Here is a 21,695-nt window from a genome sequence, read left to right on the forward strand (position 1 = left end):
AACGAAGCGGGGGCCGGACGCAACCGGCCCCCGCGATGTGGCTATCGGATCGGACGGATCACTCGATCCAGCCCTTTTCCTTGTAGTATTTCTCGGCGCCCGGATGCAGCGGCGCGGACAGGCCGGCCGACACCATCTCTTCGGGCGTCAGGTTGGCAAAGGCCGGGTGCAGGCCCTTGAAGTCCTCGAAGTTGTCGAAGACCGAGGCGACGATGGCATAGACCGCGTCCTCGGAGACGTTGGCCGAGGTCACGAAGGTCGCGCCGACACCAAAGGTCTGCGTGTCCTCGTCGTTGCCGCGGTACATGCCGCCCGGCACGGTGGCCATGCGGTAGAACGGGTTCGCCTCGACCAGTGCCGCGACCGCCTCGTTGTCGACGTTCACCAGCACCGAGTCACAGGCCGAGGTGGCCTCCTGGATCGACCCCGAGGGGTGACCGACGGTGTAGACCATCGCATCGATCTGGTTGTCGCAGAGCGCCGCCGACTGCTCGGCCGCCTTCAGCTCGGACGCCAGTGCGAAGTCGTCGTTGGTCCAGCCCATTTCCTGCATCAGGACCTCGAGCGTGCCGCGCTGGCCCGACCCGGGGTTGCCGATGTTGACGCGCTTGCCCTTCAGGTCCTCGAAGTTCTTGATGCCGGCATCGGCGCGGGCCACGACGGTGAACGGCTCGGGGTGCACGGAAAAGACCGACCGCAGTTCTTCGTAGGCGCCGGCATCGGCGAACTGCGCCTCGCCGTGGTAGGCGTTGTACTGGGTGTCGGACTGGGCGACGCCGAACTCCAGTTCGCCCGCGCGGATCGTCTCGATGTTGTAGACCGAGCCGCCGGTCGATTCGACCGAGCAACGGATGCCGTGTTCCTTGCGGCCCTTGTTCACCAGCCGGCAGATCGCGCCGCCGGTCGGGTAGTAGACGCCCGTGACGCCGCCGGTGCCGATGGTGACGAACTCTTCGGCCATCGCGGCCGGCGCCATCATCGCGCCTGCGACAAGGCCGGCAAAGCCGAGTTTCACGTTTTTCATGGTCAAGAACTCCCTGTGGTCATTGGTGGGGTTACGGTAAACTGAACAGCGTCTGCCCTAGACGTCAATCACTTCGCGCAACGCGCGGTTGTGAGCCTCGATCTCGGCGATCCGGTCCGAGGCCACCGGCCCCGCCCGCTGCGCGACCATGGCCAGAATGACTTCGAGCAGGAAAACCGTGGCGATGTAGGACGAAAAGAAATGCGGGCTGTCGGTCGGCACGACGAAGCCCGAGCTGGCCAGCCTGAGCGCCGGGCAGTCGTAGGTGTCGGTGATGACGACGACAAAGATCCCCTGCCCCTGCGCCAGCTCGGCCGTGCGGATGGCAATGTGGGCAAACGGCGGCTTGGTCACGATCACCAGCGCATCGCGGGCGTCCATGTCGACCAGCGCCGACCCGATCGAGGCGCCCATCCGGCCCGCCAGCGTCCAGTTCGCGCCAAGGAACATGCCGACATAGGCCGCGTACTCCGCGATCCCGGTGGATCCGAGCGCCCCCAGCAACACAACCTTGCGCGCGCCGTGCAGCCGTTCGACCGTGGCTTCCAGCTGGTCGGTGTCGATCGCGTGCGCCAGCGTGTCGATGTTGCCTTGCGCGGCACCGCGGTAGAGCGACAGGAACCCCGAGGCGCCCGACCACTCACCCTTCTGCAGCGCGTCGGCGCGGTCGGCAAAGCTCGACACCCTGCGGGTGATCTGGCTGCGCAGCGCCTCGCGCAGTTCTTCGTAGTTGTCGTAGCCAAGCGCGCGCGCCAGCCGGGTGAAGGTCGCCGGCGCCAGCCCGCTTTCCTCGGCCACCGTCCTCAGCGACCGCGAGGCGGTGTCCATCTTGTTCGCCACGACGTAGTCGCAGGCCTGCCGCAGCCGTTCGGGCAGCTCGGCGTAATGCTCGGCCATGCGTCGGTCGAAGCTCGTCGGCAAGTATCGGCCCCCCTGCAGGCTCTCGTGTTCGTTACCGGAAGCGTTTCATTCGTTTCACCCATTGTCAACCGATGCTCCATCTGTTTCATCTTGGGCGATCCCGGAGGTCCGACCATGACTCATGTCTTTCACCGCAGTGCCGTTTCCACCCCGCCCCGCGCCGTCTCAGGCGAGGGTCCGTACATCGTCGACACCACCGGCAAGCGCTACCTCGACGCCTCGGGCGGCGCGGCGGTGTCCTGCCTGGGCCATTCCGACGCCACGGTGAAGGCCGCGATCAAGGCGCAGGTCGATGCGCTGGCCTTCGCGCACACCGGCTTCTTCACCTCGGACCCGGCAGAGCGGCTGGCGGACAAGCTGATCGCCAACGCGCCCGGCGACCTCGACAAGGTCTACTTCGTCTCGGGCGGGTCCGAGGCGGTCGAGGCCGCGCTCAAGATGGCGCGCCAGTACTTCATCGAGATCGGGCAGCCCGCCCGCACCCGGTTCATCGCCCGGCGGCAAAGCTACCACGGCAACACCATCGGCGCGCTCGGCACCGGCGGCAACGCCTGGCGCCGCGCCCCCTTTGCGCCGCTCATGGTCGACACCAGCCACATCGCCCCCTGCTACGCCTATCGCGACCGGCAGGAGGACGAGAGCCTCGAAGCCTACGGCCTTCGCGTCGCGGACGAGCTGGAAGCGGAACTGCAGCGCCTCGGGCCGGACACCGTCATCGGCTTTGTCGCCGAGCCGGTGGTGGGCGCGACCCTCGGCGCGGTGCCCTCGGTCCCCGGCTATTTCAGGCGCATTCGCGAGATCTGCGACCGCCACGGCATCCTGCTGATCCTCGACGAGGTGATGTGCGGTATGGGCCGGACCGGCACGCTCTTCGCCTGCGAACAGGATGGCGTCGCGCCCGACATCGTCACCATCGCCAAGGGCCTCGGCGCGGGCTACCAGCCGATCGGGGCCACCCTCTGCACCGCCCGGATCTTCGACGCCTTCGCCAGCGGCTCGGGCTTCTTCCAGCACGGGCATACCTACATCGGCCACCCCGTCGCCTGCGCGGCGGGCGACGCGGTGCTGCACCGGCTGGTGGATGACGGGCTGGTCGCCCGCGCCGCCGACCTTGGCACCCGGGTCGAGGCGGCGCTGGCCGACGCCTTCGGCCAGCATCCGCACGTCGGCGACCTGCGCGGCCGCGGGCTGTTCAGGGGCCTGGAACTCGTCGCCGACCGCGAGACCAAGGTGCCCTTCGATCCCGCCCGCGCGATCCACAAGAAGCTCAAGGCAGCCGCCTTCGACGAGGGGCTGATCTGCTATCCGATGGGGGGCACGATCGACGGCCAACGCGGCGACCACGTCCTGCTGGCCCCGCCCTTCATCTGGGAAGACGCCCAGATCGAGGAACTGGTCGGCAAGCTCTCCACGGCCATCGACCGGGCGCTCGCCGCCTGAGCGGCCGGGCCGGGATCACTCCTGCGGCGCGTCCTTGACGTTCGGCGGATCGTCCGAGATCGACCAGCCGAAATCGCATTGCGTGCCGGGGATATCCACCTCGTCCCGCTTCTCGATCAGGAAGGTCTTGGCGATGAAGTTGGCCGAGATCGGTGCCGTCAGGAACAGGAAGATCGTGATCATCAGCTCGTGAAAGCTGACGTGCCCGTCGATCAGCAGGAAATACAGCATCGAGGCGATGAGCACCCCGCCGACGCCCACCGTGGTGGCCTTGGTCGGCGCGTGCAGCCGCTGCATCGTGTCGCGCAGTTTGAGCAGCCCGTAAGAGCCGACAAAGCCGAAGATGCCCGCGACCACAAGGAAGAAGCTGATCAGGATTTCCGCAATAAGGTCCATCTTTTCCGCCCCCTACTCGATGATGTCGCCGCGCAGCACAAAGCGGCAGTAGGCGACCGTCGACACGAAGCCCACCATCGCCACCATCATCGCCGCCTCGTAGTACATGCCCGTCCCGTGGCGCAGGCCAAAGAGCACCAGCAGCGCGATCACGTTGATCACCATGGTGTCCAGCGCCAGGATCCGGTCGGCCGAGGTCGGGCCGCGCGCGATGCGCCAGAGGTTCATCAGCAGGCCCAGCCCGAAGCAGGCCATCGCGAACAGGAGTGCGATGGAAATCATTGGAAAATCTCCTTCAGCCGTCCCTCGTACCGGGCCTTGATGTCATCGCGCACGCTGTCCGGGTCGTCGGTGTGCAGGCAATGCACGAGGATGGCGCTCGCATCCGCGGTCAGCATCGCCGACACGGTGCCCGGCGTCATCGTGATCGTGCCGGCCAGAACCGTGATCGCCTCGGGCGAGGTCAGTTCGAGCGGGACGACGATCCAGTGCGACCGGAGGTCGCCGTTGCGCTTGAAGAGGATGATCATCGCCACCTGAACGTTGGCAACCAGGATGTCCCAGAGCACGACGAGCGTGTACTCGATGATCTTCAACGGCCGGCCGATGCTGGGCTGGTTCGGCCAGTAGGGCCCGGTCAGCGCCGGCACGCAGATCCCGAGGATCGCGCCGAGCAGCAGGTTGCCCAGCGACACGTGGTTCACCAGCATCAGCCAGACGAGGATCAGCGTCAGGCTGAGCAGCGGGTGCGGTATCAGGCGTTTCAGCATCTCAACCCTCCTCTTCCGTGCCCAGCACCGCGCCGACATAGCCGTCACGGTCGTAGAGCTGGCCTGCCGTCGCCTCGAGGTAGTTCGCCACCGGCCCGGCAAAGAGCGCCAGCATCCCCAGCAGCAGCACCGCCGCCATCGCCGGGGCGACCTCGAGCGGGCGCGCGGCCAGCGGCAGCACCGGGGCCTCTTCGCCCTCGGCGGGCACCGGCATCGGCAGCGCGGTTGATTTCCAGAACAGCAGGCTGCCCGCACGGGCGAAGCCCACGATGGTGAAGAGCGACCCGATCAGGACCGCACCCCAGGCCCAGGTCATCACGTGCGGCTGGCGCAGGCTGTCGAGGACCAGCAGCTTGCCCAGGAACCCGCTCAGCGGCGGCATCCCGGCCATGCCGATCGCCGCGCCGAAAAAGAGCGCCGCGAAGAGCCCGTTCTGCACAGTCGCCGGCATCGCCGTCAGGCCGTCACCGCCCCTGCGCGACACCACGAGGTCGGCGATCAGGAACAGCGCGGCCGCCGCAAAGGTCGAATGCACCAGGTAGTAGAGCGCCGCGGTCGTCGCTTCGGGTGTGAAGGCCGCCACCGCGATCATCAGCGTGCCCATCGAGCCCAGGACCGAGAACGCGATCAGCGGCATCAGCCTCCGCGCCCCCAGCACGCCGAGCGCGCCGATGGCAATGGTCACGATCGCCGCCGGGAAGAGCCATGCGCCGGTCACCCCGTCGGTCGCCGCGATGTCGGGGCCGAACACCATCGTGTGGACCCGGATGATCGCGTAGGCGCCCACCTTGGTCATGATCGCAAAAAGCGCCGCGACCGGTGCGGGCGCGTTGGCGTAGGTGCCCGGCAGCCAGAACTGCACCGGGAACATCGCCGCCTTCACCGCGAAGACGATCATCAGCAGCATCGTCGCCACGCGGACCAGCCCGGCCTCGTCCGGCGGGATCTCGGTCATGCGTTGCGCGAGGTCGGCGATGTTCAGCGTCCCGACCGAGGAATAGAGCGTGCCGAGCGCAAACAGGAAAAGGGTCGACCCGGCGAGGTTCATCACCACGTACTGCAGGCCCGCCTGCATCCGCGCCTTGCCGCCCGCATGGATCATCAGCCCGTACGAGGCGATCAGCAGAACCTCGAAAAAGACGAAGAGGTTGAAGATGTCGCCGGTCAGGAACGCGCCGCAGATGCCCATCAGCTGGAACATGAAGAGCGCGTGGAAATGCCGGCCGCGGTTGTCCCACCCGGTCGCCACCGCGTGCACCAGCACGATCAGCGCGAGGATCGAGGTCAGGAACACCATCAGCGCCGACAGCCGGTCCAGCACCAGCACGATGCCGAAGGGCGCCGGCCAGTCACCGAGGTAGTAGACGAAGGTCTCTCCGCCCGAGGCCGCCATCAGCAGCCCGGTGGCGATCAGCGCCAGCAGGAAGGTCCCGGTGATCGAGGCCGCCCGCGCCAGCACGATGTCGTGGCGCATGACATAGCCGATCAGCGGCGCCAGCAGCGCCGGCAGCACGACCGGGGCAATGATCCAGTTGCTCATTGGGCCGCGCCCTCCCCGCCTTCGGCCTCGTCGGCATCGATGTCGATCCTGTCATGCCCCGCTTCGAGGTAGGCGCCCAGCGACACCATCACCAGCACGGCCGTCATCCCGAACGAGATCACGATGGCCGTCAGCACCAGCGCCTGCGGCAGCGGATCTGTGTACATGGCGTCGCCGTACTTGGACAGGATCGGCGGCTGGTTCACCCGCAGCCCGCCCGAGGCAAAGATGAACACGTTCACCGCATAGGACAGCAGCGCCAGCCCCAGGATCACCGCGAAGGCGCGCAGTCGCAGGATCAGGTAGACCCCGCCCGCCGTCAGGACGGCGATCGAGCTTGCAATGACGATTTCCATGTCAGCTCTCCTCCCTGATCTGGCGGACCCTGTCGGATGGGTCATAGTCCATCGGTTCGGTGTTCACCGTCTCACCCGCGTAGCGCGCGATGCGCGACAGGCTGTAGAGCATCAGCATCACGGCGCCGAGGACGGTCAGGAACACGCCCAGGTCGAATGCCATGGCCGAGGCCAGTTCGAACTCCTCGATCGGCGGCCAGTGGACATAGCCGAAGTGCGAGGTCAGGAACGGCAGCCCCCAGAGCCACGCGGCACAGCCGGTCAGGCCCGCGATCACCACGCCGAAGCCGATCATCGCATGGTATTCGAACCGCTGCCGCGCCTGGGTCCAGGCGAAACCGCTGGCCATGTACTGGGTCAGCAGGCCGATGGCGATGACCAGGCCGGCGACGAACCCGCCGCCCGGCTGGTTGTGCCCGCGCAGGAAGATGAAGACCCCCACCATGACGATGATCGGCAGCATGATCCGCGTGCTGACCACCATCATCAGCGGGTGCCGGTCGCGCGACCGGTCCTCGCTGAAATCGGTGTTGCGCAGGCGGCGGCCGGCGGGACCGGACAGCAGCGCCTCCATCAGCGCATAGATGATCAGGCCCGCGATCCCCAGCACGATGATCTCGCCGTAGGTGTCGTAGCCGCGGAAGTCGACGAGGATCACGTTGACCACGTTGGTCCCGCCGCCCTCCTTGTAGGAATTGGCCAGGAAGTAGTCCGAGATCGTGTCGACGTCGCGCCGCATGAAGGCAAAGGACAGCAGCCCCACGCCCGCACCCGCGCCGATGGCGATCACCGCGTCCCGTGCCCGCCGCATCACGCTGCTCTCGGCGGGCGTGTCCTTGGGCATGTAGTGCAGCGCCAGCAGCAGCAGCATGATCGTCACCGTCTCGACCGAGATCTGGGTGAGCGCGAGGTCCGGCGCCGAGAGGTAGACGAAGGCGGACGAGATCATCAGCCCGATGATGCCGATCACGATCAGCGCCCGGAACCGCTGCCGGTGCATCAGCGTGACCGATAGCGCACCCACCGTCAGCAGCAGCCAGCCGATGGCCGCGACCGGCGGGATCGGCAGCAGCGGCCGGGTGACCGGCGCCATGCCGCCGCCGCTCCAGGCCGCGTAGCCCAGAAGGACGGTGGCAAAAACGAAGATCGCCAGGTAGCGGCTGATCGCGCCGTTGTGCGTCGCCTCGGTGATCCAGCGCGCCGCGCCTGCGATGCCCTCGACCACCCGGTCAAAGATCGCCTTGGCCTCGGGGCGCGGCAGCGCCAGCCAGCCGCGGTCGAGCGGCGCGTAGAGCGCCAGCAGGATCGTACCGCCGATAAGCGCGATCATCGACATGTAGAGCGCCGGGGTGAAGCCGTGCCAGATCGCCAGGTGGGCGTGCGTCTCGTGCCCGGTCACGGCGCTGGCCGCGACGTTCACGATCGGCTCGGCCACCACCGGGAAAAGCCCGATCAGCACCACCAGCACCACCAGGAACCCGGGCGAGGCCCACATGCCAAAGCCCGGGTCATGCGGCTTGGACGGATAGTCGTCGCGCACCGGCCCCAGGAAGACATGGGCGATGAAGCGGAACGAATAGGCCACCGACAGCAGGGCGCCGAGCGTCGCGAAGACCGGCACCAGCCAGTCGCGCCCGGCCCATGCCGTGTGCGAGGCCTCTTCCAGCATCAGCTCCTTCGACAGGAACCCGTTGGTCAGCGGTACGCCCGCCATCGACAGCGCGGCAACGGTCCCGATAACGAAGGTCACCGGCATCAGCGTCCTGAGCCCGCCCAGGCGGCGGATGTCGCGGGTGTGCGCCTCGTGATCGATGATGCCCGCCGTCATGAAGAGCGCGGCCTTGAAGGTCAGGTGGTTGATGATGTGGAACACCGCCGCGATCGCCGCCGCCTCGGTGCCAAAGCCCAGGAGCATCGTCAGGAGCCCCAGGTGGCTGACCGTCGAGAACGCCAGCAGCGCCTTCAGGTCATCCTTGAAGAGCGCGATGCAAGCGCCCATCACCATTGTGATAAGTCCCGCGGTCGACACGATGTAGAACCAGGCGTCCGTACCCGCCAGCGCCGGCCACATCCGCGCCATCAGGAAGATGCCCGCCTTCACCATGGTGGCCGAATGCAGGTAGGCCGACACCGGCGTCGGCGCGGCCATCGCGTGCGGCAGCCAGAAGTGGAACGGGAACTGCGCCGACTTGGTGAAGGCACCCAGCAGGATCAGGATCAGCGCGGGCAGGTACCAGTCCGAGGCCCGGATCAGCTCACCCTGTTCTAGGATGTCGGTCAGGTTATAGCTGCCCACGATGTTGCCGAGGATCAGCATCCCCGCGATCATCGCCAGCCCGCCCGCGCCGGTCACGGTCAGCGCCATCTTGGCGCCCTGCCGGCCCTCGGGCAGATGCTTCCAGTATCCGATCAGCAGGAAGGACGACAACGACGTCAGCTCCCAGAAGATCAGCAGGAGCAGGATGTTGTCGGACAGCACGATGCCCAGCATCGCGCCCTGGAACAGCAGCAGGAAGGTATAGAACTGCCCCATCGGGTCGTCGCCCGACAGGTAGAACCGCGCGTAGAGGATGATCAGCAGGCCGACGCCCAGGATCATGCAGGCAAAGAGGAACCCCAGCCCGTCGAGGAAGAACGTCGCCTCGAGCCCCAGCTGCGGCAGCCAGGCGATCCGTGTCTGGATGACCTCGCCCGACATCACGGCCGGTGCGTGCACCATCAGCAGCACCAGCGCCAGCACCGTCGGGACGGCGGTGAAACTCGCGCAGGCATTGCGCCCGGCCCGGATCATCACCCCCGGGACAAGCGCGCCGATGAACGGCAGCAGCGCGATGACTATCAGCAGATTTCCCCCGTCGTCCATTGCCTCGCCTTCTATGGGTCTCGTGCGTTGGATACCGTTCATATCAGCCCGGGGGTCGCGGGCAAGCGTCAGGGGCGCTTTTCGGGTTCGATTTCCGACGGAAATCGGACGGCGGCCGCCGCCGGACCGCGCCGGACACCGCGCAGCGTCAATGCACACTGGGCGATCACGCGGATCTCACGCTTGCGTGAAAGGCAAAGGCGCAGATCGTCGCAGGCCCGCCGGCCCGGATCAGGCGGCCCGTGCCGCCCCGTCCCGCAGGATGGCGTCGAACACCATCGCGCCGGTGCGGATGTCGCGCCCGTCGCGCAGCCCGGGGATCCGCAGCGCCAGCGGCGCGATCCAGCGCAGCCGCGACAGCAGCCGCACCGCCCGGTCCCAGGCGCCCCCGGTGTCCAGCGCGCGGTAGCGTGCCAGCCCCGCGTCGATCGCGGGATCCGGTGCGCCGAGGATGTCGAGACAGCCAAAGGCAAAAAGGATCACGTCCACCGCCCTGGCCCGGCCCAGGTTGCGCGTCTTGCCGAAGCGTTCGAAGTCGATGAAGGTCACCTGCGCCCCGTCCCACATCATGTCGCGCGGGCTGGGCCGGCCATGGGCCACCCCGACCGCATGCAGCCGGTGCAATGCCTCGGCCGCGGCAACCAGCATCGTCGATTTCGCTGCCGCGTCCGTGTCCGGATCGGCCAGCAGCACCGACAGCGGCGCCCCTGCGCTCCGGGTGACCAGGTAATCCGGCCCCTCGTCGACCAGCTCCGCGATCGGCAGTTCGCGCCCGCCCAGCTCGTGATAGGCGGTGCGCTCGCGTTCCAGCGCCCGCGCCCCGTCGCCCTTCTGCAACCGCCAACGCAGCGACAGCTTCTCCTCGCGCTTCACCCAGTAGACCGCCCCGTCCAGCGTCACCCGCTGGATGCGCGCCTCTTCGTCCGCGGCGGCGATCACGCCGCGCAGCCGGTGGATGTCCTGTGGGCTCAGCAGGCTCATGGCAGGGCCGTCCGTTACATTTCCTTTGCAAGATCGTTACAAATGGGCCGCCCCGGCGCGCGCGTCAATCCCGCCGCTCCCCATGTGGCGGGCAAGCGGTCCGCGCTTGCCAGTTCCGTTGCGTCCCTGTTCAGTCGCCGGGCATCAGAGGAGGACACCCATGGACGCCGCGCGCACGCCCGTCATCGTCGGCACCGGCCAGATCAACGACCGCCCCGCGGATCCGGCGGACGGTCTCGACAGCCTCGGCCTGATGGAGGCCGCCCTGCACCGCGCCGATGCCGATGCCGGCGGCGGCTGGCTCACCGCGCTCGACACGCTGTCGACCGTCGACCAGATCTCCTGCCCCGAACTGACCGGGATCGCGCCCGCGCTCGCCGCCCGCCTCGGCGCCACGCCCGCACGGGCCGAAACCACCGCCATGCCCCACGGCGACAGCCCGATCCGCCTGCTGAACCAGGCCGCCAACCGCATCGCGGGCGGAGAGGCGACGGTCTGCGCCGTGGTCGGCGCCGAGGCGCTGCGCACCGCCGCCAAACGCGCCGCGGCAGAGGGCAAGCGCCCCGGCGACATCCTGCGCGGCTCGCCCAAGCGCAAGATCAACCCCTATCGCCGCGCCTTCGGACTGGTCGCGCCGACCGACATGTACCCGCTCTACGAAAACGCCTGCCGCCACGCCTGGGGCCAGACCCTGGCCGAGGGCCAGCAAGAGACCGGCGCGATCTGGTCCCGCCTCGCCGCCACCGCCGCCGCGACCGACAGCGCCTGGCTGCGCAATGGCGCCACGGCCGAAGAGATCACCACCCCCTCGCCCGCGAACCGCCCGATCGCGCATCCCTATACCAAGCTGATGGTCGCCAATGCCTCGGTGAACCAGGGCGCGGGCTTCCTCGTCACCTCGCTGGCCGAGGCGCGGCGCCGCGGCATCCCCGACGACCGCCTCGTCTTTGTCGGCGCGGGTGCCGGGGCGGACGAGCCCTATGAACTCCTCTCGCGCCCGAACTTCACCGCCTCGCCCTCGATGGCCGCCGTGCTGACCGCCACGCTCGCCCGCAACGGCCTCGCCACCTCGGACCTCGCGCATGTCGAGCTCTATTCCTGCTTCCCGGTCGTCCCGAAGCTCGCCCGCCGCATCCTCGGCTGGCCCGCCGACCGCCCGGCCTCGGTCTTCGGCGGTCTGACCTTCGGCGGTGCGCCGGTGGCGAACTACATGTCCCACGCGGTGGCCTGCATGACCGACCTGCTGCGCGGCACCGATGCCCGGGGCCTGCTCTATGCCAACGGCGGCATCGTCACCACGAACCACGCCATCGTCCTGTCGGGCGCGCCGCTCGACGTGACCCTCCCCCTCGACCCCGACGTGCAGGCCGCGGCCGACGCCACCCGCGCCGACGCCCCCGCCCTCGACGAAGACCACGCGGGCCCGGTCACGGTGGAAAGCTGGACGGTGTTCTACGACCGCGACGCGCGACCGACCCGCGGCGTCGTCGTCGCCCGCACGCCGCAGGGCGCCCGCACCCTGGCCGAGGTGCCGCCGACCGACACCGCCCTGATCGCCGCCCTCACCGACGGCAGCCTCGACCCCGTGGGCCAGCCCGGCACGATCACCCTCGAAGACGACCGCCGCCGCTTCCGGCTCTGACCGACGCCGTCTTCATCTTGCCAGAAAAACTCCCGCCGGAGGCACGGCGCGGGGCGGGCCCCCGGCCCGGCCCGTGCCCTCACTCGTAGGACAGCCCCGGCAGCCCGCCCGCCGGGAACCCGGCCGCCGCCTCCGCCGCCCGGATCGCCGCCAGCTGCCCCTCGAGCCCCGGCGCCTGCGCCGGGAACACCCCGTCCAGCGCCGCCGTCCCGATGGTGAACCCCCAGGCCCCGGCCGACCGCAGCGCCGCGATCTGCGCCGGGCGCACCACCGATCCCGCGACGACGACCGGCTTGTCGGTCACCCCCGCCACCCGCGCGATCAGCGCCTCGACATCGCCGCTGAACCGCCAGGCCAGCAGGTCCAGCCCGTGCACGCCATCCAGCGCGGCCAGCTCCGCCGCCGAGGCGACGATCGCCTCCGCCGGGCCGTGCAGGACCGAGGGGATGCCCTCCACCCGGCCCGGAAACGGCATGTAGCGAAGACCCGATCCCGCGATCGCCGGCACCACCTCCGTCGCGCGCGTGCCGCCGAGCAGCACGTCCACCCCGATCCGCGCCGCCGCCCGGGCCGAGGCGATCTCGCTCTCGCGGTCCTCCGACACCACCTCGAGGTAGCAGGTCGCGCCCGCCGCCTTGATCCGGTCGCGCAGGCCCCGCAGCCGCGCCTCGGGCAGGCCCACGTCCTTGAAGCCGACATGCGCCACCCCGGCCGCCAGCGCGACGTCGACGTGCGCCTCGGCCTCCTCGACCGTGCGGTCGTTGCGGGTGAGCATGAAGATAAAGGCCATCAGCCGGTCCCGGCCTCCGCTGCCTGCCGCCGCGCCGCCACCAGCCGCCGCGCCATGACCAGCGCCGTCTCCATGCTCTCGGGCGAGGCGATGCCGCGCCCGGCAATGTCGAAGGCGGTGCCGTGATCGGGCGAGGTGCGCACGAAAGGCATGCCCAGCGTCACGTTCACGCCCTTCTCGAGCCCCATGTACTTGATCGGGATCAGCCCCTGGTCGTGGTACTGCGCCACCACCACGTCGAACCTGCCCTCGCGCGCCTGCATGAAGACCGTGTCGCCCGGCCAGGGGCCGCTCGCGTCGATCCCCTCGGCCCGGGCGGCGGCGATGGCGGGGGCGATGACCTCGATCTCCTCGCGCCCGAACAGCCCGCCCTCGCCGGCATGCGGGTTCAGGCCCGCGACCGCCACGCGCGGCCGCGCCACGCCGAAGGCGCGCGCGCCCTCGTCCGCCAGCCGGATCGCCGACATCTGCGCCGCGGCATCCGCCTGTTCGATCGCGTCGCGCAGGGCGACGTGGATCGTCACCAGCACCACCCGCAGCACGTCGTTGGCCAGCATCATGGCAACCCGGTCCGCACCGCCGTGATGGGCCAGCATCTCGGTATGGCCGGGGAACGGGACGCCCGCCGCGGCCAGCGCCTCCTTGTGGATCGGCGCGGTGACGATGCCGCCGACCTCGCCCGCGCGCGCCAGCCGGATGCCCGCCAGAATCGCCTCGGCCGCCGCGCGGCCCGCGTCGGCGCTGACGATGCCATACTCGGCCACCGGTTCCTCGGCGCAGACCGGGATAACCCGCAGGCTGCCTGCGGCCGCGGGGGCGGCGGGATCGCTCACCACCTGCACCCCTGTCCCCGGCGCGACCAGCGACACCGCGCGGTGCACGGCCGCGGGTTGGCCGATCAGCACCGCGTCGGGCGCCCCCAGCACCGCGCGCACAGCGATTTCCGGACCGATCCCTGCGGGATCGCCAAGGGTGACAGCCAGTGGAAGGGTCATGGGAACTCCTGCGTCGCCTGGGCGCACGTTACCGCGCTGCAGCATCGGGCGAAAGCACCCCCGCGGCCCTTTCCCGATACGAAAACCCCGGTTTGGTTCCCGCACGACGCAAAAATATTCCCGGCCCCGATCCCGGAACCAACGCCCCGAAAGTGACGTTCGAAGGCCATAGAGGCGGTGGAAGCCGCCGCACGACATGAGGAGAAGAACGATGAAACATCTGCTGCTGACGACCGCGCTTGTCACCGCGACCGCGACCGGCGCATTTGCGCAATCCGCCGAGACCAATGCCAACGCCGACGCCGCCGCATCCGGCACGGTCATGAGCGGCGACATGTTCCGCGCGGAAAGCACCCCGTCGGAGCTGCGCGCGTCCGACTTCCTCGGCATGCGGGTCTTTGCCGCCGCCGAAGGTGCGACCGAAGACGCCTATGCCGGCGCCCAGGACAACTGGGAAGACGTGGGCGAGATCAACGACGTGATCCTGAACCGCGACGGCGAAGTGCAGGCCGTCCTGGTCGACATCGGCGGGTTCCTCGGCATCGGCGAACGCCAGGTGGCCGTGAACATGGACTCGCTCGACTTCGTCTCCGACAGCTCGACCGGCGAGGACGAAACCGACTTCTTCCTGGTGCTGACCGCCGACCGCGCAGCGCTCGAAGGCGCCCCGGCCTACGGTGCCGCCGCCGACGCGCAGATGGAAGAGACCGCCGCCGCCACCGACCAGGCGATGGACAACGCCGAAGCCGAGGTCGAAGAGACCGCGGATGCCGCCGGTGAAGAGATGAAGGAAGCGGGCGAGGCTGTCGAACAGACCGCCGAGAACGCGGCCCAGGAAACCGGCGAGGCGATGGAAGAGACGGCTGATGCCGCCGACAACGCCGCCGACGCCGCCGGCGAGAAGATGGAGCAGGCCGCCGACGCGACCGCTGCGGCAGCCGCCAGCGCGGGTGAAGAGATCAAGGAAACCGCCGAAGCGGCCGGTGAAAAGATCGAGGAAACCGCCGACGCAGCCGGCGAGCAGATGGAAGCGGCCGGTGACGCGATGACGAACACCGACACCGCGGCCACCACCTCGACCGAGGCCGAGGCCAACGCAGACGCCACCGCGACCGCGGCGGCCGATGCCGACGCCACGACCGAGCCGGGCGCGATGAGCGACTTCTCCAAGGAAGGCTATGCCGCCGCCGCTCCCGACTACCTGACCACCGAGAACCTGACCGGTGCCCGGGTCTATGACACCAACGACAAGTGGGTGGGCGAGATCTCGGAACTGGTGGTCGACGACCAGGGCAAGATCACCGACGCCATCGTCGACGTGGGTGGCTTCCTCGGGATCGGCGAAAAGCCGGTGGCCCTGCAGCTGAGCGACCTTCAGGTCATGCAGCAGCAGGATGGTGAAGAGGTCCGCATCTACACCGCCATGGCCGAGGACGAACTGAAGGCAATGCCCGAGTTCGAGAAGGAATAATATCCTTCCACGGCTGACACATCGGCCCGCCGCATACCGCGGCGGGCCGTTCCGCGTTCCGGGTCCGCCGACCATCGCGCCCGGTGCCGCGCAGGCGCCCCGCCCGCCGGGAACCAACGCCCGCCTGCCGCGTTCACCTCGGACCCTCGGGACAGGACCCCGCCATGAACGCGCCGCTGACCACATTCGACACCGAAACACCCGCACGTACAACACTCGCGGACGCGATCTTTGTCGTCATCAACCCCGGCAGCGGCCGCAAGGCCGGCCAGCTGTCGCTCGAAGAGATGGAAGAGCGGCTGCGCGCCCTGCCCCGCGACACGCGGCTGGAACACGTCAAGGACGGCACCGACATCGGTGCCCTGGCCCGCACCGCGCTGGACGAGGGTTATGGCACCATCGTCGCGGCCGGCGGTGACGGCACCATCTGCGCCGTCGCCTCGGAACTGGCGGGCGAGGACGTGACCATGGGTGTCATCCCGATGGGCACCTTCAACTTCTTCGCCCGCGGTCTCGGCATTCCCGAGGATGTCGAAGGCGCGATCCGCGTGCTTGAGGACGGCACGCCGACCCCCGTCAACCTGGGCGAGGTGAACGGCCGCATCTTCCTCAACAACGCCAGCCTCGGCGCCTATCCCGCGATCCTCGACCAGCGCGAAGGCATTTACAAACGCTGGGGCCGGTCGCGCGTCGCCGCCTACTGGTCGGTGCTGACCGCGCTCCTGAGCTTCAAGAAACCGCTGCGGATGCAGATCACCGTCGACGGCACCCGGCACCGCCGCCGCTCGGCCCTCGCCTTCGTCGCGATGAGCGCCTACCAGCTCGACACCTACCAGCTCGACGGCGCCGACGCCGTCCGCGACGGCCGCTTCGCGCTCTACGTGGCACCCGACACCGGCCGCTTCGGCCTGATCCTGCAGGCGATCCGCCTGGCCGGGCGCCGGATGAAGCCGGGCCGCGACGTCGAGCTGATCACCGGCGAGGACATCCTGATCGAAACCAACCGCAAGCGCCGCCTGCTGGCCCGCGACGGCGAGAAAGAGACGATCGAGGACCCGTTCCACTTCAAGGTCCGGCACGACGCCCTGCGCATCCTCGCCCCGCACCAGACCGGAGACGCCGCCCCCGCATGACCCGCCTGATCCACCTGTCCGACCTGCATTTCGGCCGTGACCGGCCGGAACTGCTCGACCCGTTGATCACGGCGGTCAATGACCTGCGCCCGGACCTCGTCGCCATCTCGGGCGACCTGACGCAGCGCGCGCTCGACAGCCAGTTCCGCGCCGCCCGCGCCTTCATCGACCGGATCGAGGCGCCGGTCCTGTCGGTGCCCGGCAACCACGACATCCCCCTGCACCTGCCGGTCACCCGCCTGCTGCGCCCCTTCCACAACTACCGCCAGTGGATCGCCCGCGACCTGAAGCCGACCGCCCAGCTCGACGGGATGACGGTGATCGGGCTGAACACCGTCGACCGCTATCGCTGGCAGCGCGGCCGCATCCGGTCGCGCCATGTCCGCCGGGCCTGCTCCGTCGCCCGCGACAGCCGGCCCGGTGACCTGGTCGTGCTGGTGGCCCACCATCCGTTCGAACACGCGCCGGGCGTCGAAAAGCGGCTGATGCGCGGGGCCGACAAGGCGATCGACCGCCTGGCCGACTGCGGTGCCGACGTGATCCTGTCGGGGCACCTGCACCTCTGGCGGACTGAACCGTTCCTGACCCGGCCCTTCGGCGCCAACATCCTGCAGATCCACGCGGGCACCGGCCTTTCGACCCGCCAGCGCGGAGAGCCCAACGATTTCGCCTGCATCGACCGCGACGGAGAGGTCCTGCGCGTCGCCCGCTGGATCGCATCACCCGGCGACGCGGCCTTTGCCGAAAGCACCATCCGTCACTTCGGCCGCACCCCCACCGGCTGGCGCACGCTGGACGGACAGGGCCCGATTCCCGCCGGCGCCATCACCGCGCCGACGGCCCCCTCACAGGGGGCCTTTGCCTGATGCGGAACGGGTCAGAGACGCCGGCTCCAGGCTGTGACCATCGCGGCGGCGGCATCGGCGAGGTGCCGGCGGCCCTGCATCTGCAACCGGGCCGACAGCGACCCGATCCGCTCCAGATCGCCCGCCAGCACCCCGGCATGGGCCCGCGCGCCGTCGACATCGGCCATCGCGTCCTCCTGCAGCTCGAACTGGGACCCGAGGATGTAGCGTCCGCCCGGCCCCACCGGGTGCAGGAACAGCAGGTTGGTGAACGCCGTGCAGTCGCGGCGCAGGTTGCGCAGGATCACCTGCGTCTCCCCCGCGACTGGATCGCCGCCCGGATCTCGGCCCGCGCCATGTCGTTCGACCCGTCCCCCGGCTGCAGGAACCGGCAGTTGCGGCCCTCGCATTCGCTCAGCCTGTAGCCGGTCAGCGCCTCGAATTTCGCGTTTGCCAGGATGAGCGGGCAGTCGGCCTCTTCCGGATCGGCCAGGCTCAGCGCCACCCCCGATCTTTCGAACACGCTGCGGATCCGTTCCAGGTTGGGGGAGTTGTTCATTGCACATCCTTTCGTCCTCGGATCAGATTAGCCCGGCACGACCAGCGGACAACCGCCCAGACGACCACCACAGCAAGAGCACGATGAAAGACCAGGACCCGTCAGACACCACCGCAACCACGAGCGGAACCGGAACGCCCGTCATCCTTGGCGTGGGCGCCTCGGCCGGCGGGCTCGAGGCGTTCCAGACCCTGCTCGGATCGCTCCGGCAGGATGACGATTTCGCGCTGGTGCTGGTCCAGCACCTCGATCCCGAACACGAATCCATGCTGCCCGAGCTGCTGTCGCGCCGCACCCGGCTGCCGGTGATCCCGATCGAGGACGGGATGAAGGTCGAACCGGGCCGCATCTACCTGATCCCGCCGGCCTACGCGCTCGACATCGACGGCGACACGCTGCACCTGGCCGAATTCGACACGCCGCGCGGGCTGCGCCGCCCGATCGACCGGTTCCTCGAATTGCTCGCCGCCGCGCAGGGCCCGAACGCGGCCGCCGTGATCCTGTCGGGCACCGGCTCGGACGGGGCGCAGGGCGTGCGCGCGGTCAAGGAGGGCGGCGGCCTCGTCTTCGCGCAGGAACCGCAGGACGCCAAGTACGACGGGATGCCGCGCGCGGCGCTGGCGACCGGCGCGGTCGACATGTCCCTGCCCGCCTCGGACATCATCGCGGTGCTGCGCGACTTCCACACCCGCGTCTCGGGCATTGCCCCCGCCGTGGAAAGCGACGGCGAGTTCATCGAGAAGGTCGCCCGCACCCTTCGGTTCCGCACCGGGCACGACTTCCTGGGCTACAAGTCCGGCACCCTGCTGCGCCGCATCACCCTGCGCATGTCGGTGCTGGGCCTGACACGGCCGGCCGATTACATGCGCCGCCTGATCCAGGACGAGGGCGAGGCCGACCGCCTCTTCCGCGACCTGCTGATCAACGTGACATCGTTCTTCCGCGACCCCGAAAGCTTCGAGGCGCTGCGCGAAAAGGTGATCCCGACGCTGCTCAAGGACAAGGGCGCCGGCGACGAGGTCCGCGTCTGGGTGCCCGGCTGCTCTTCAGGGCAGGAAGCCTACACCCTCGCGATGATCTTCGCGCACGAGATGGACCGCCTCGACTGCCACGCCAAGCTTTCGGTCTTCGGCACCGACATCGACGAAGAGGCGCTGGCCGAGGCGCGGGCGGGCCGCTACCCAAACACCATCGCGACCGAGGTCCCGGACGAGATGCTGGACCGCTGGTTCACCGCCACGCGCGACGGCTACGAGGTGCGCGGCGAACTGCGCGACATGGTCCGCTTCTCGGCGCAGAACCTGCTCAAGGATCCGCCGTTCTCCCGCATCGACCTTGTCACCTGCCGCAACGTGCTGATCTATTTCGAAGGCCGGCTGCAGGACACCGCCCTGCGCGTCTTCCACTATGCCCTGCGTCCCGGCGGCTGGCTGATGCTCGGCTCGTCCGAAACCGCGCGGACGGATGGCGACCCGTTCCGCGACGTGGCCGCCGAACACCGGCTCTACCAGCGCGACCGTGCCCCGGCCCGCCCGCTCGACCTGCCGCGCGGCGCGACGCCGACGATGCAGCTGACCCCCGACCGGACGGTGGCGCCGCACCGTGACAGGATGGGTCCGGACCTGCCCGACACCGTGCTCGACGTGCTGCTGACCCGCCACGTGCCGCCCTACATCATCATCGGCCCCGAGGATGACATCCGCCAGATCGGCCCCGGCGCGGACCGCTTCATCAAGGTCTCCGAGGGCCGCGCCACCCTCGGCGCCAGCGCCATCGTGCTGCCGGAACTGCGCTCGGCCCTGAAACGCGTCCTCACCGGCCTTTCTCTCAGCGACCAGGATTACCGCCGCATCGACGTGACGGACCTGAGCGACGATCTCCCCGGCACCCTCGCCCTCGGCGCCACGGCGCTGTCGGACGGCACCCGCCTCGTGACCTTCGAGACCACGGTCAGCGCCAACAGCGGCGACCACGAGGACGGCAGCCGGATCGTCATCGACGACGCCTACGTCGCGCAGCTCGAAGAGGAACTTGAGAACGCCCGCCAGACGGTGCGCACCACGGTCGAGGAACTCGAGACATCGAACGAGGAGCTGAAAAGCTCCAACGAAGAGATGATGTCGATGAACGAGGAACTGCAATCCGCGAACGAGGAGCTGTCGACCACGAACGAGGAGCTGCAGACCAAGCTGGGCGAACTCGCGCGCGCCAATGCCGACCTTGCCAACTTCATGGAATCGACGCAGATCGCGACCGTGTTCCTCGACAGCGAGATGAAGCTGCGCAACTTCACCCCCGAGGCCGTCGCCTGGTTCCGCTTCGTCGAACAGGACCGCGGCCGCGACATCCGCGACATCGGCAGCCGGCTCGACATGACCCAGCTGTCCGAGGCCTGCCTCAAGGTGATCAAGACCGGCCTCCCCGAGGAACTGCCGCTGCCCTCGACCGACAACCAGGCCGAGGTGATGATCCGCATCGCCCCCTACCTGACCGAGTCCCGCGATTCCGGCGGCATCGTCTTTTCGGTCTTTGACGTGACCGAACTGGCCCGCTACGCCCAGGAGGCCGAGGCCGCCTCGGCCGAGGCGCAGTCGCGGATGGAGGAGCTGGAGCAGTTCTACCGAGTCTCGCCCGCGGCCATGGGCGTGGTCGACAGCGACTTCCGCTATCTCCGCGCCAACCCGCAGCTGGCCGAGATCAACGGCGTCTCGCCCGAGGACCACATCGGCCACACCATGCAGGAGATCGTGCCCGAGGTGGCCGAGGCCAAGATCGAGGCCGCCCGCCGCGTCTTCGACACCGGCCAGCCGGTGATCGGCCAGATCATGCGCGGCACCGATGCCTCCGATCCCGACACCCAGCGGTACTGGCGGATGGATTTCTATCCCCTCAGCGTGCCGAACACGACCGGCGGCGACACCCGCGCCGTCGGCTTCAACGTGACGGACATCACCGAGATCATGAACCTGCAGGCCGACCTGCGCCGCATCATGCGCGAGCTGCAGCACCGGGTGAAGAACATGCTCTCGAACGTCATCGCGCTGGTGAACCGCGCCCGGCGCGAGGGCGGCGATCCCAAGGTCACGCTCGACACGCTGGCCCAGAGGATCCGGGCGCTTGCCAACACGCACAACCTGCTGACGGCGGAAAACTGGACCTCGGCCAAGCTCGACGACGTGGTGGCGCTGGAACTCACGGATGTCTACGGCTCCGACCGCGTCAGCCTCAAGGGTCCGCCGGTGCGCCTGAACGCCCGCGCCACGCTGGCGCTTGGCATGGCGGTGCACGAACTGGCCACCAACGCGGCCAAGTACGGCGCCTTCTCGACCGAGGGCGGCAAGGTGCAGTTGCGCTGGAGCAAGCTCGACGAGGGCGACGGAGAGACCTTCCTGATGCGCTGGACCGAAACCGGCGGCCCCGCCGTCACCCCGCCCGACGGCGGCGGCTTCGGCACCGTGCTGATGCGGTCGATGATCGAGGGCACGCTCGGCGGAACCATCAAGGCGAACTGGAACCCGGAGGGGCTCGAGCTCGTTATCGAACTACCATGGGCAACGGCAACGGAAGTGGATTACGACAGTGACGTGGACCCCCTCAGGCAAGCGGATCCTGTACCTTGAGGACGAGGCGATCATCGCGCTCGATACGTCGGATACGCTCCGCGACCTGGGGTTCGAGGCAATAGACCTCTGCCACTCACTCGAAATGGCCGAGGCCGCGTTCAGCGGCACCCGGCCCGACCTTGCCCTGCTCGACGTCAACCTCAGCCACGGCCGCACCTCGCTCGATTTCGGGCGCCGCCTGCGCGAGGCGGGCGTGCCAGTGGTCTTTGCCACCGGCTACTCGGCCGACTCCCTCCCCGTTGATGACAGCGCGGTCGTGGTGGTGGAAAAACCGCTGACCCCGCACGCCCTCGAACGTGCGCTCGAACGCGCCGCGCGCGGGGCCGGGGCCTGACCGGCGTTACCC

20 protein-coding genes are annotated in these 21,695 nt (G+C 69.0%); 7 read left to right on the plus strand and 13 right to left on the minus strand.

The window, feature by feature from the left end:
* Positions 1-58: 58 nt before the first annotated feature.
* Positions 59-1,024, minus strand: a complete 966-nt coding sequence (locus ACE2AC_RS04265) for a TAXI family TRAP transporter solute-binding subunit (protein WP_375690881.1) — start codon at positions 1,022-1,024, stop codon at positions 59-61.
* Positions 1,025-1,081: 57 nt separating this feature from the next.
* On the minus strand, positions 1,082-1,945 hold the full coding sequence (locus ACE2AC_RS04270; protein ID WP_375690882.1) for a MurR/RpiR family transcriptional regulator: 864 nt from the start codon (positions 1,943-1,945) through the stop codon (positions 1,082-1,084).
* A 114-nt stretch (positions 1,946-2,059) separates the two neighbouring features.
* Here ACE2AC_RS04270 and ACE2AC_RS04275 point away from each other — a divergent pair, with 114 nt between their 5' ends.
* Positions 2,060-3,385 carry an aspartate aminotransferase family protein gene (locus ACE2AC_RS04275; protein ID WP_375690883.1) on the plus strand — a complete coding sequence of 442 codons (1,326 nt, stop codon included), beginning with the start codon at positions 2,060-2,062 and terminating at the stop codon, positions 3,383-3,385.
* A gap of 15 nt (positions 3,386-3,400) precedes the next feature.
* On the opposite strand, the gene ACE2AC_RS04280 is transcribed toward ACE2AC_RS04275, so the two are convergent.
* From ACE2AC_RS04280 to ACE2AC_RS04310, 7 genes are all read right to left on the minus strand, one after another.
* A complete protein-coding gene (locus ACE2AC_RS04280) occupies positions 3,401-3,781 on the minus strand; it encodes a Na+/H+ antiporter subunit G (RefSeq protein WP_375690884.1) in 381 nt (126 codons plus the stop codon).
* A 12-nt stretch (positions 3,782-3,793) separates the two neighbouring features.
* Positions 3,794-4,063, minus strand: a complete 270-nt coding sequence (locus ACE2AC_RS04285) for a K+/H+ antiporter subunit F (protein WP_375690885.1) — start codon at positions 4,061-4,063, stop codon at positions 3,794-3,796.
* Positions 4,060-4,551 (minus strand): Na+/H+ antiporter subunit E, encoded by a 492-nt coding sequence (locus tag ACE2AC_RS04290; RefSeq protein WP_375690886.1) that lies wholly within the window; start codon positions 4,549-4,551, stop codon positions 4,060-4,062. Before ACE2AC_RS04290 ends, ACE2AC_RS04285 begins: the two co-directional genes overlap by 4 nt.
* A gap of 1 nt (position 4,552) precedes the next feature.
* Positions 4,553-6,091: a monovalent cation/H+ antiporter subunit D gene (locus ACE2AC_RS04295; RefSeq protein ID WP_375690887.1), complete on the minus strand. Its 1,539-nt coding sequence runs from the start codon at positions 6,089-6,091 to the stop codon at positions 4,553-4,555.
* Positions 6,088-6,447 carry a Na+/H+ antiporter subunit C gene (locus ACE2AC_RS04300; RefSeq protein ID WP_375690888.1) on the minus strand — a complete coding sequence of 120 codons (360 nt, stop codon included), beginning with the start codon at positions 6,445-6,447 and terminating at the stop codon, positions 6,088-6,090. The genes ACE2AC_RS04295 and ACE2AC_RS04300 overlap by 4 nt, the downstream gene beginning before the upstream one ends.
* 1 nt (position 6,448) lies before the next feature.
* The gene (locus tag ACE2AC_RS04305) at positions 6,449-9,310 is read right to left on the minus strand and encodes a monovalent cation/H+ antiporter subunit A (RefSeq protein WP_375690889.1); all 2,862 of its coding nucleotides are present in this window, start codon (positions 9,308-9,310) and stop codon (positions 6,449-6,451) included.
* Between the two features lie 231 nt (positions 9,311-9,541).
* Positions 9,542-10,291, minus strand: coding sequence for a hypothetical protein (locus tag ACE2AC_RS04310; RefSeq protein ID WP_375690890.1), 750 nt, complete (start codon positions 10,289-10,291; stop codon positions 9,542-9,544).
* A gap of 160 nt (positions 10,292-10,451) precedes the next feature.
* On the opposite strand from ACE2AC_RS04310, the gene ACE2AC_RS04315 reads away from it, so the two are divergent.
* The gene (locus ACE2AC_RS04315; RefSeq protein WP_375690891.1) at positions 10,452-11,933 is read left to right on the plus strand and encodes a hypothetical protein; all 1,482 of its coding nucleotides are present in this window, start codon (positions 10,452-10,454) and stop codon (positions 11,931-11,933) included.
* Positions 11,934-12,012: 79 nt separating this feature from the next.
* On the opposite strand, the gene ACE2AC_RS04320 is transcribed toward ACE2AC_RS04315, so the two are convergent.
* Positions 12,013-12,723, minus strand: a complete 711-nt coding sequence (locus tag ACE2AC_RS04320; RefSeq protein ID WP_375690892.1) for a hypothetical protein — start codon at positions 12,721-12,723, stop codon at positions 12,013-12,015.
* The gene (pdxA, locus tag ACE2AC_RS04325; protein ID WP_375690893.1) at positions 12,723-13,718 is read right to left on the minus strand and encodes a 4-hydroxythreonine-4-phosphate dehydrogenase PdxA; all 996 of its coding nucleotides are present in this window, start codon (positions 13,716-13,718) and stop codon (positions 12,723-12,725) included. Before pdxA ends, ACE2AC_RS04320 begins: the two co-directional genes overlap by 1 nt.
* A 211-nt stretch (positions 13,719-13,929) precedes the next feature.
* Between pdxA and ACE2AC_RS04330 the strand changes: the two genes are divergently transcribed.
* From ACE2AC_RS04330 to ACE2AC_RS04340, 3 genes are all read left to right on the plus strand, one after another.
* On the plus strand, positions 13,930-15,189 hold the full coding sequence (locus ACE2AC_RS04330) for a PRC-barrel domain-containing protein (RefSeq protein WP_375690894.1): 1,260 nt from the start codon (positions 13,930-13,932) through the stop codon (positions 15,187-15,189).
* 164 nt (positions 15,190-15,353) lie between these two features.
* Positions 15,354-16,322 carry a diacylglycerol/lipid kinase family protein gene (locus ACE2AC_RS04335; protein ID WP_375690895.1) on the plus strand — a complete coding sequence of 323 codons (969 nt, stop codon included), beginning with the start codon at positions 15,354-15,356 and terminating at the stop codon, positions 16,320-16,322.
* Positions 16,319-17,188 (plus strand): metallophosphoesterase family protein, encoded by an 870-nt coding sequence (locus tag ACE2AC_RS04340; RefSeq protein ID WP_375690896.1) that lies wholly within the window; start codon positions 16,319-16,321, stop codon positions 17,186-17,188. The genes ACE2AC_RS04335 and ACE2AC_RS04340 overlap by 4 nt, the downstream gene beginning before the upstream one ends.
* A gap of 11 nt (positions 17,189-17,199) precedes the next feature.
* Here ACE2AC_RS04340 and ACE2AC_RS04345 read toward each other — a convergent pair whose 3' ends face one another.
* Both ACE2AC_RS04345 and ACE2AC_RS04350 read right to left on the minus strand, forming a co-directional pair.
* Positions 17,200-17,475 carry a hypothetical protein gene (locus ACE2AC_RS04345; RefSeq protein ID WP_375690897.1) on the minus strand — a complete coding sequence of 92 codons (276 nt, stop codon included), beginning with the start codon at positions 17,473-17,475 and terminating at the stop codon, positions 17,200-17,202.
* Complete coding sequence (locus tag ACE2AC_RS04350) at positions 17,472-17,726, minus strand: PAS domain S-box protein (protein ID WP_375690898.1); 255 nt, start codon at positions 17,724-17,726, stop codon at positions 17,472-17,474. The genes ACE2AC_RS04345 and ACE2AC_RS04350 overlap by 4 nt, the downstream gene beginning before the upstream one ends.
* A gap of 83 nt (positions 17,727-17,809) precedes the next feature.
* Between ACE2AC_RS04350 and ACE2AC_RS04355 the strand changes: the two genes are divergently transcribed.
* Both ACE2AC_RS04355 and ACE2AC_RS04360 read left to right on the plus strand, forming a co-directional pair.
* The gene (locus ACE2AC_RS04355) at positions 17,810-21,346 is read left to right on the plus strand and encodes a CheR family methyltransferase (protein WP_375690899.1); all 3,537 of its coding nucleotides are present in this window, start codon (positions 17,810-17,812) and stop codon (positions 21,344-21,346) included.
* Complete coding sequence (locus ACE2AC_RS04360; protein WP_375690900.1) at positions 21,306-21,683, plus strand: response regulator; 378 nt, start codon at positions 21,306-21,308, stop codon at positions 21,681-21,683. The genes ACE2AC_RS04355 and ACE2AC_RS04360 overlap by 41 nt, the downstream gene beginning before the upstream one ends.
* The last annotated feature ends 12 nt before the right edge of the window (positions 21,684-21,695 follow it).

Source organism: Pseudooceanicola sp. LIPI14-2-Ac024, assembly GCF_042188925.1.
GTDB lineage: Bacteria > Pseudomonadota > Alphaproteobacteria > Rhodobacterales > Rhodobacteraceae > Pseudooceanicola.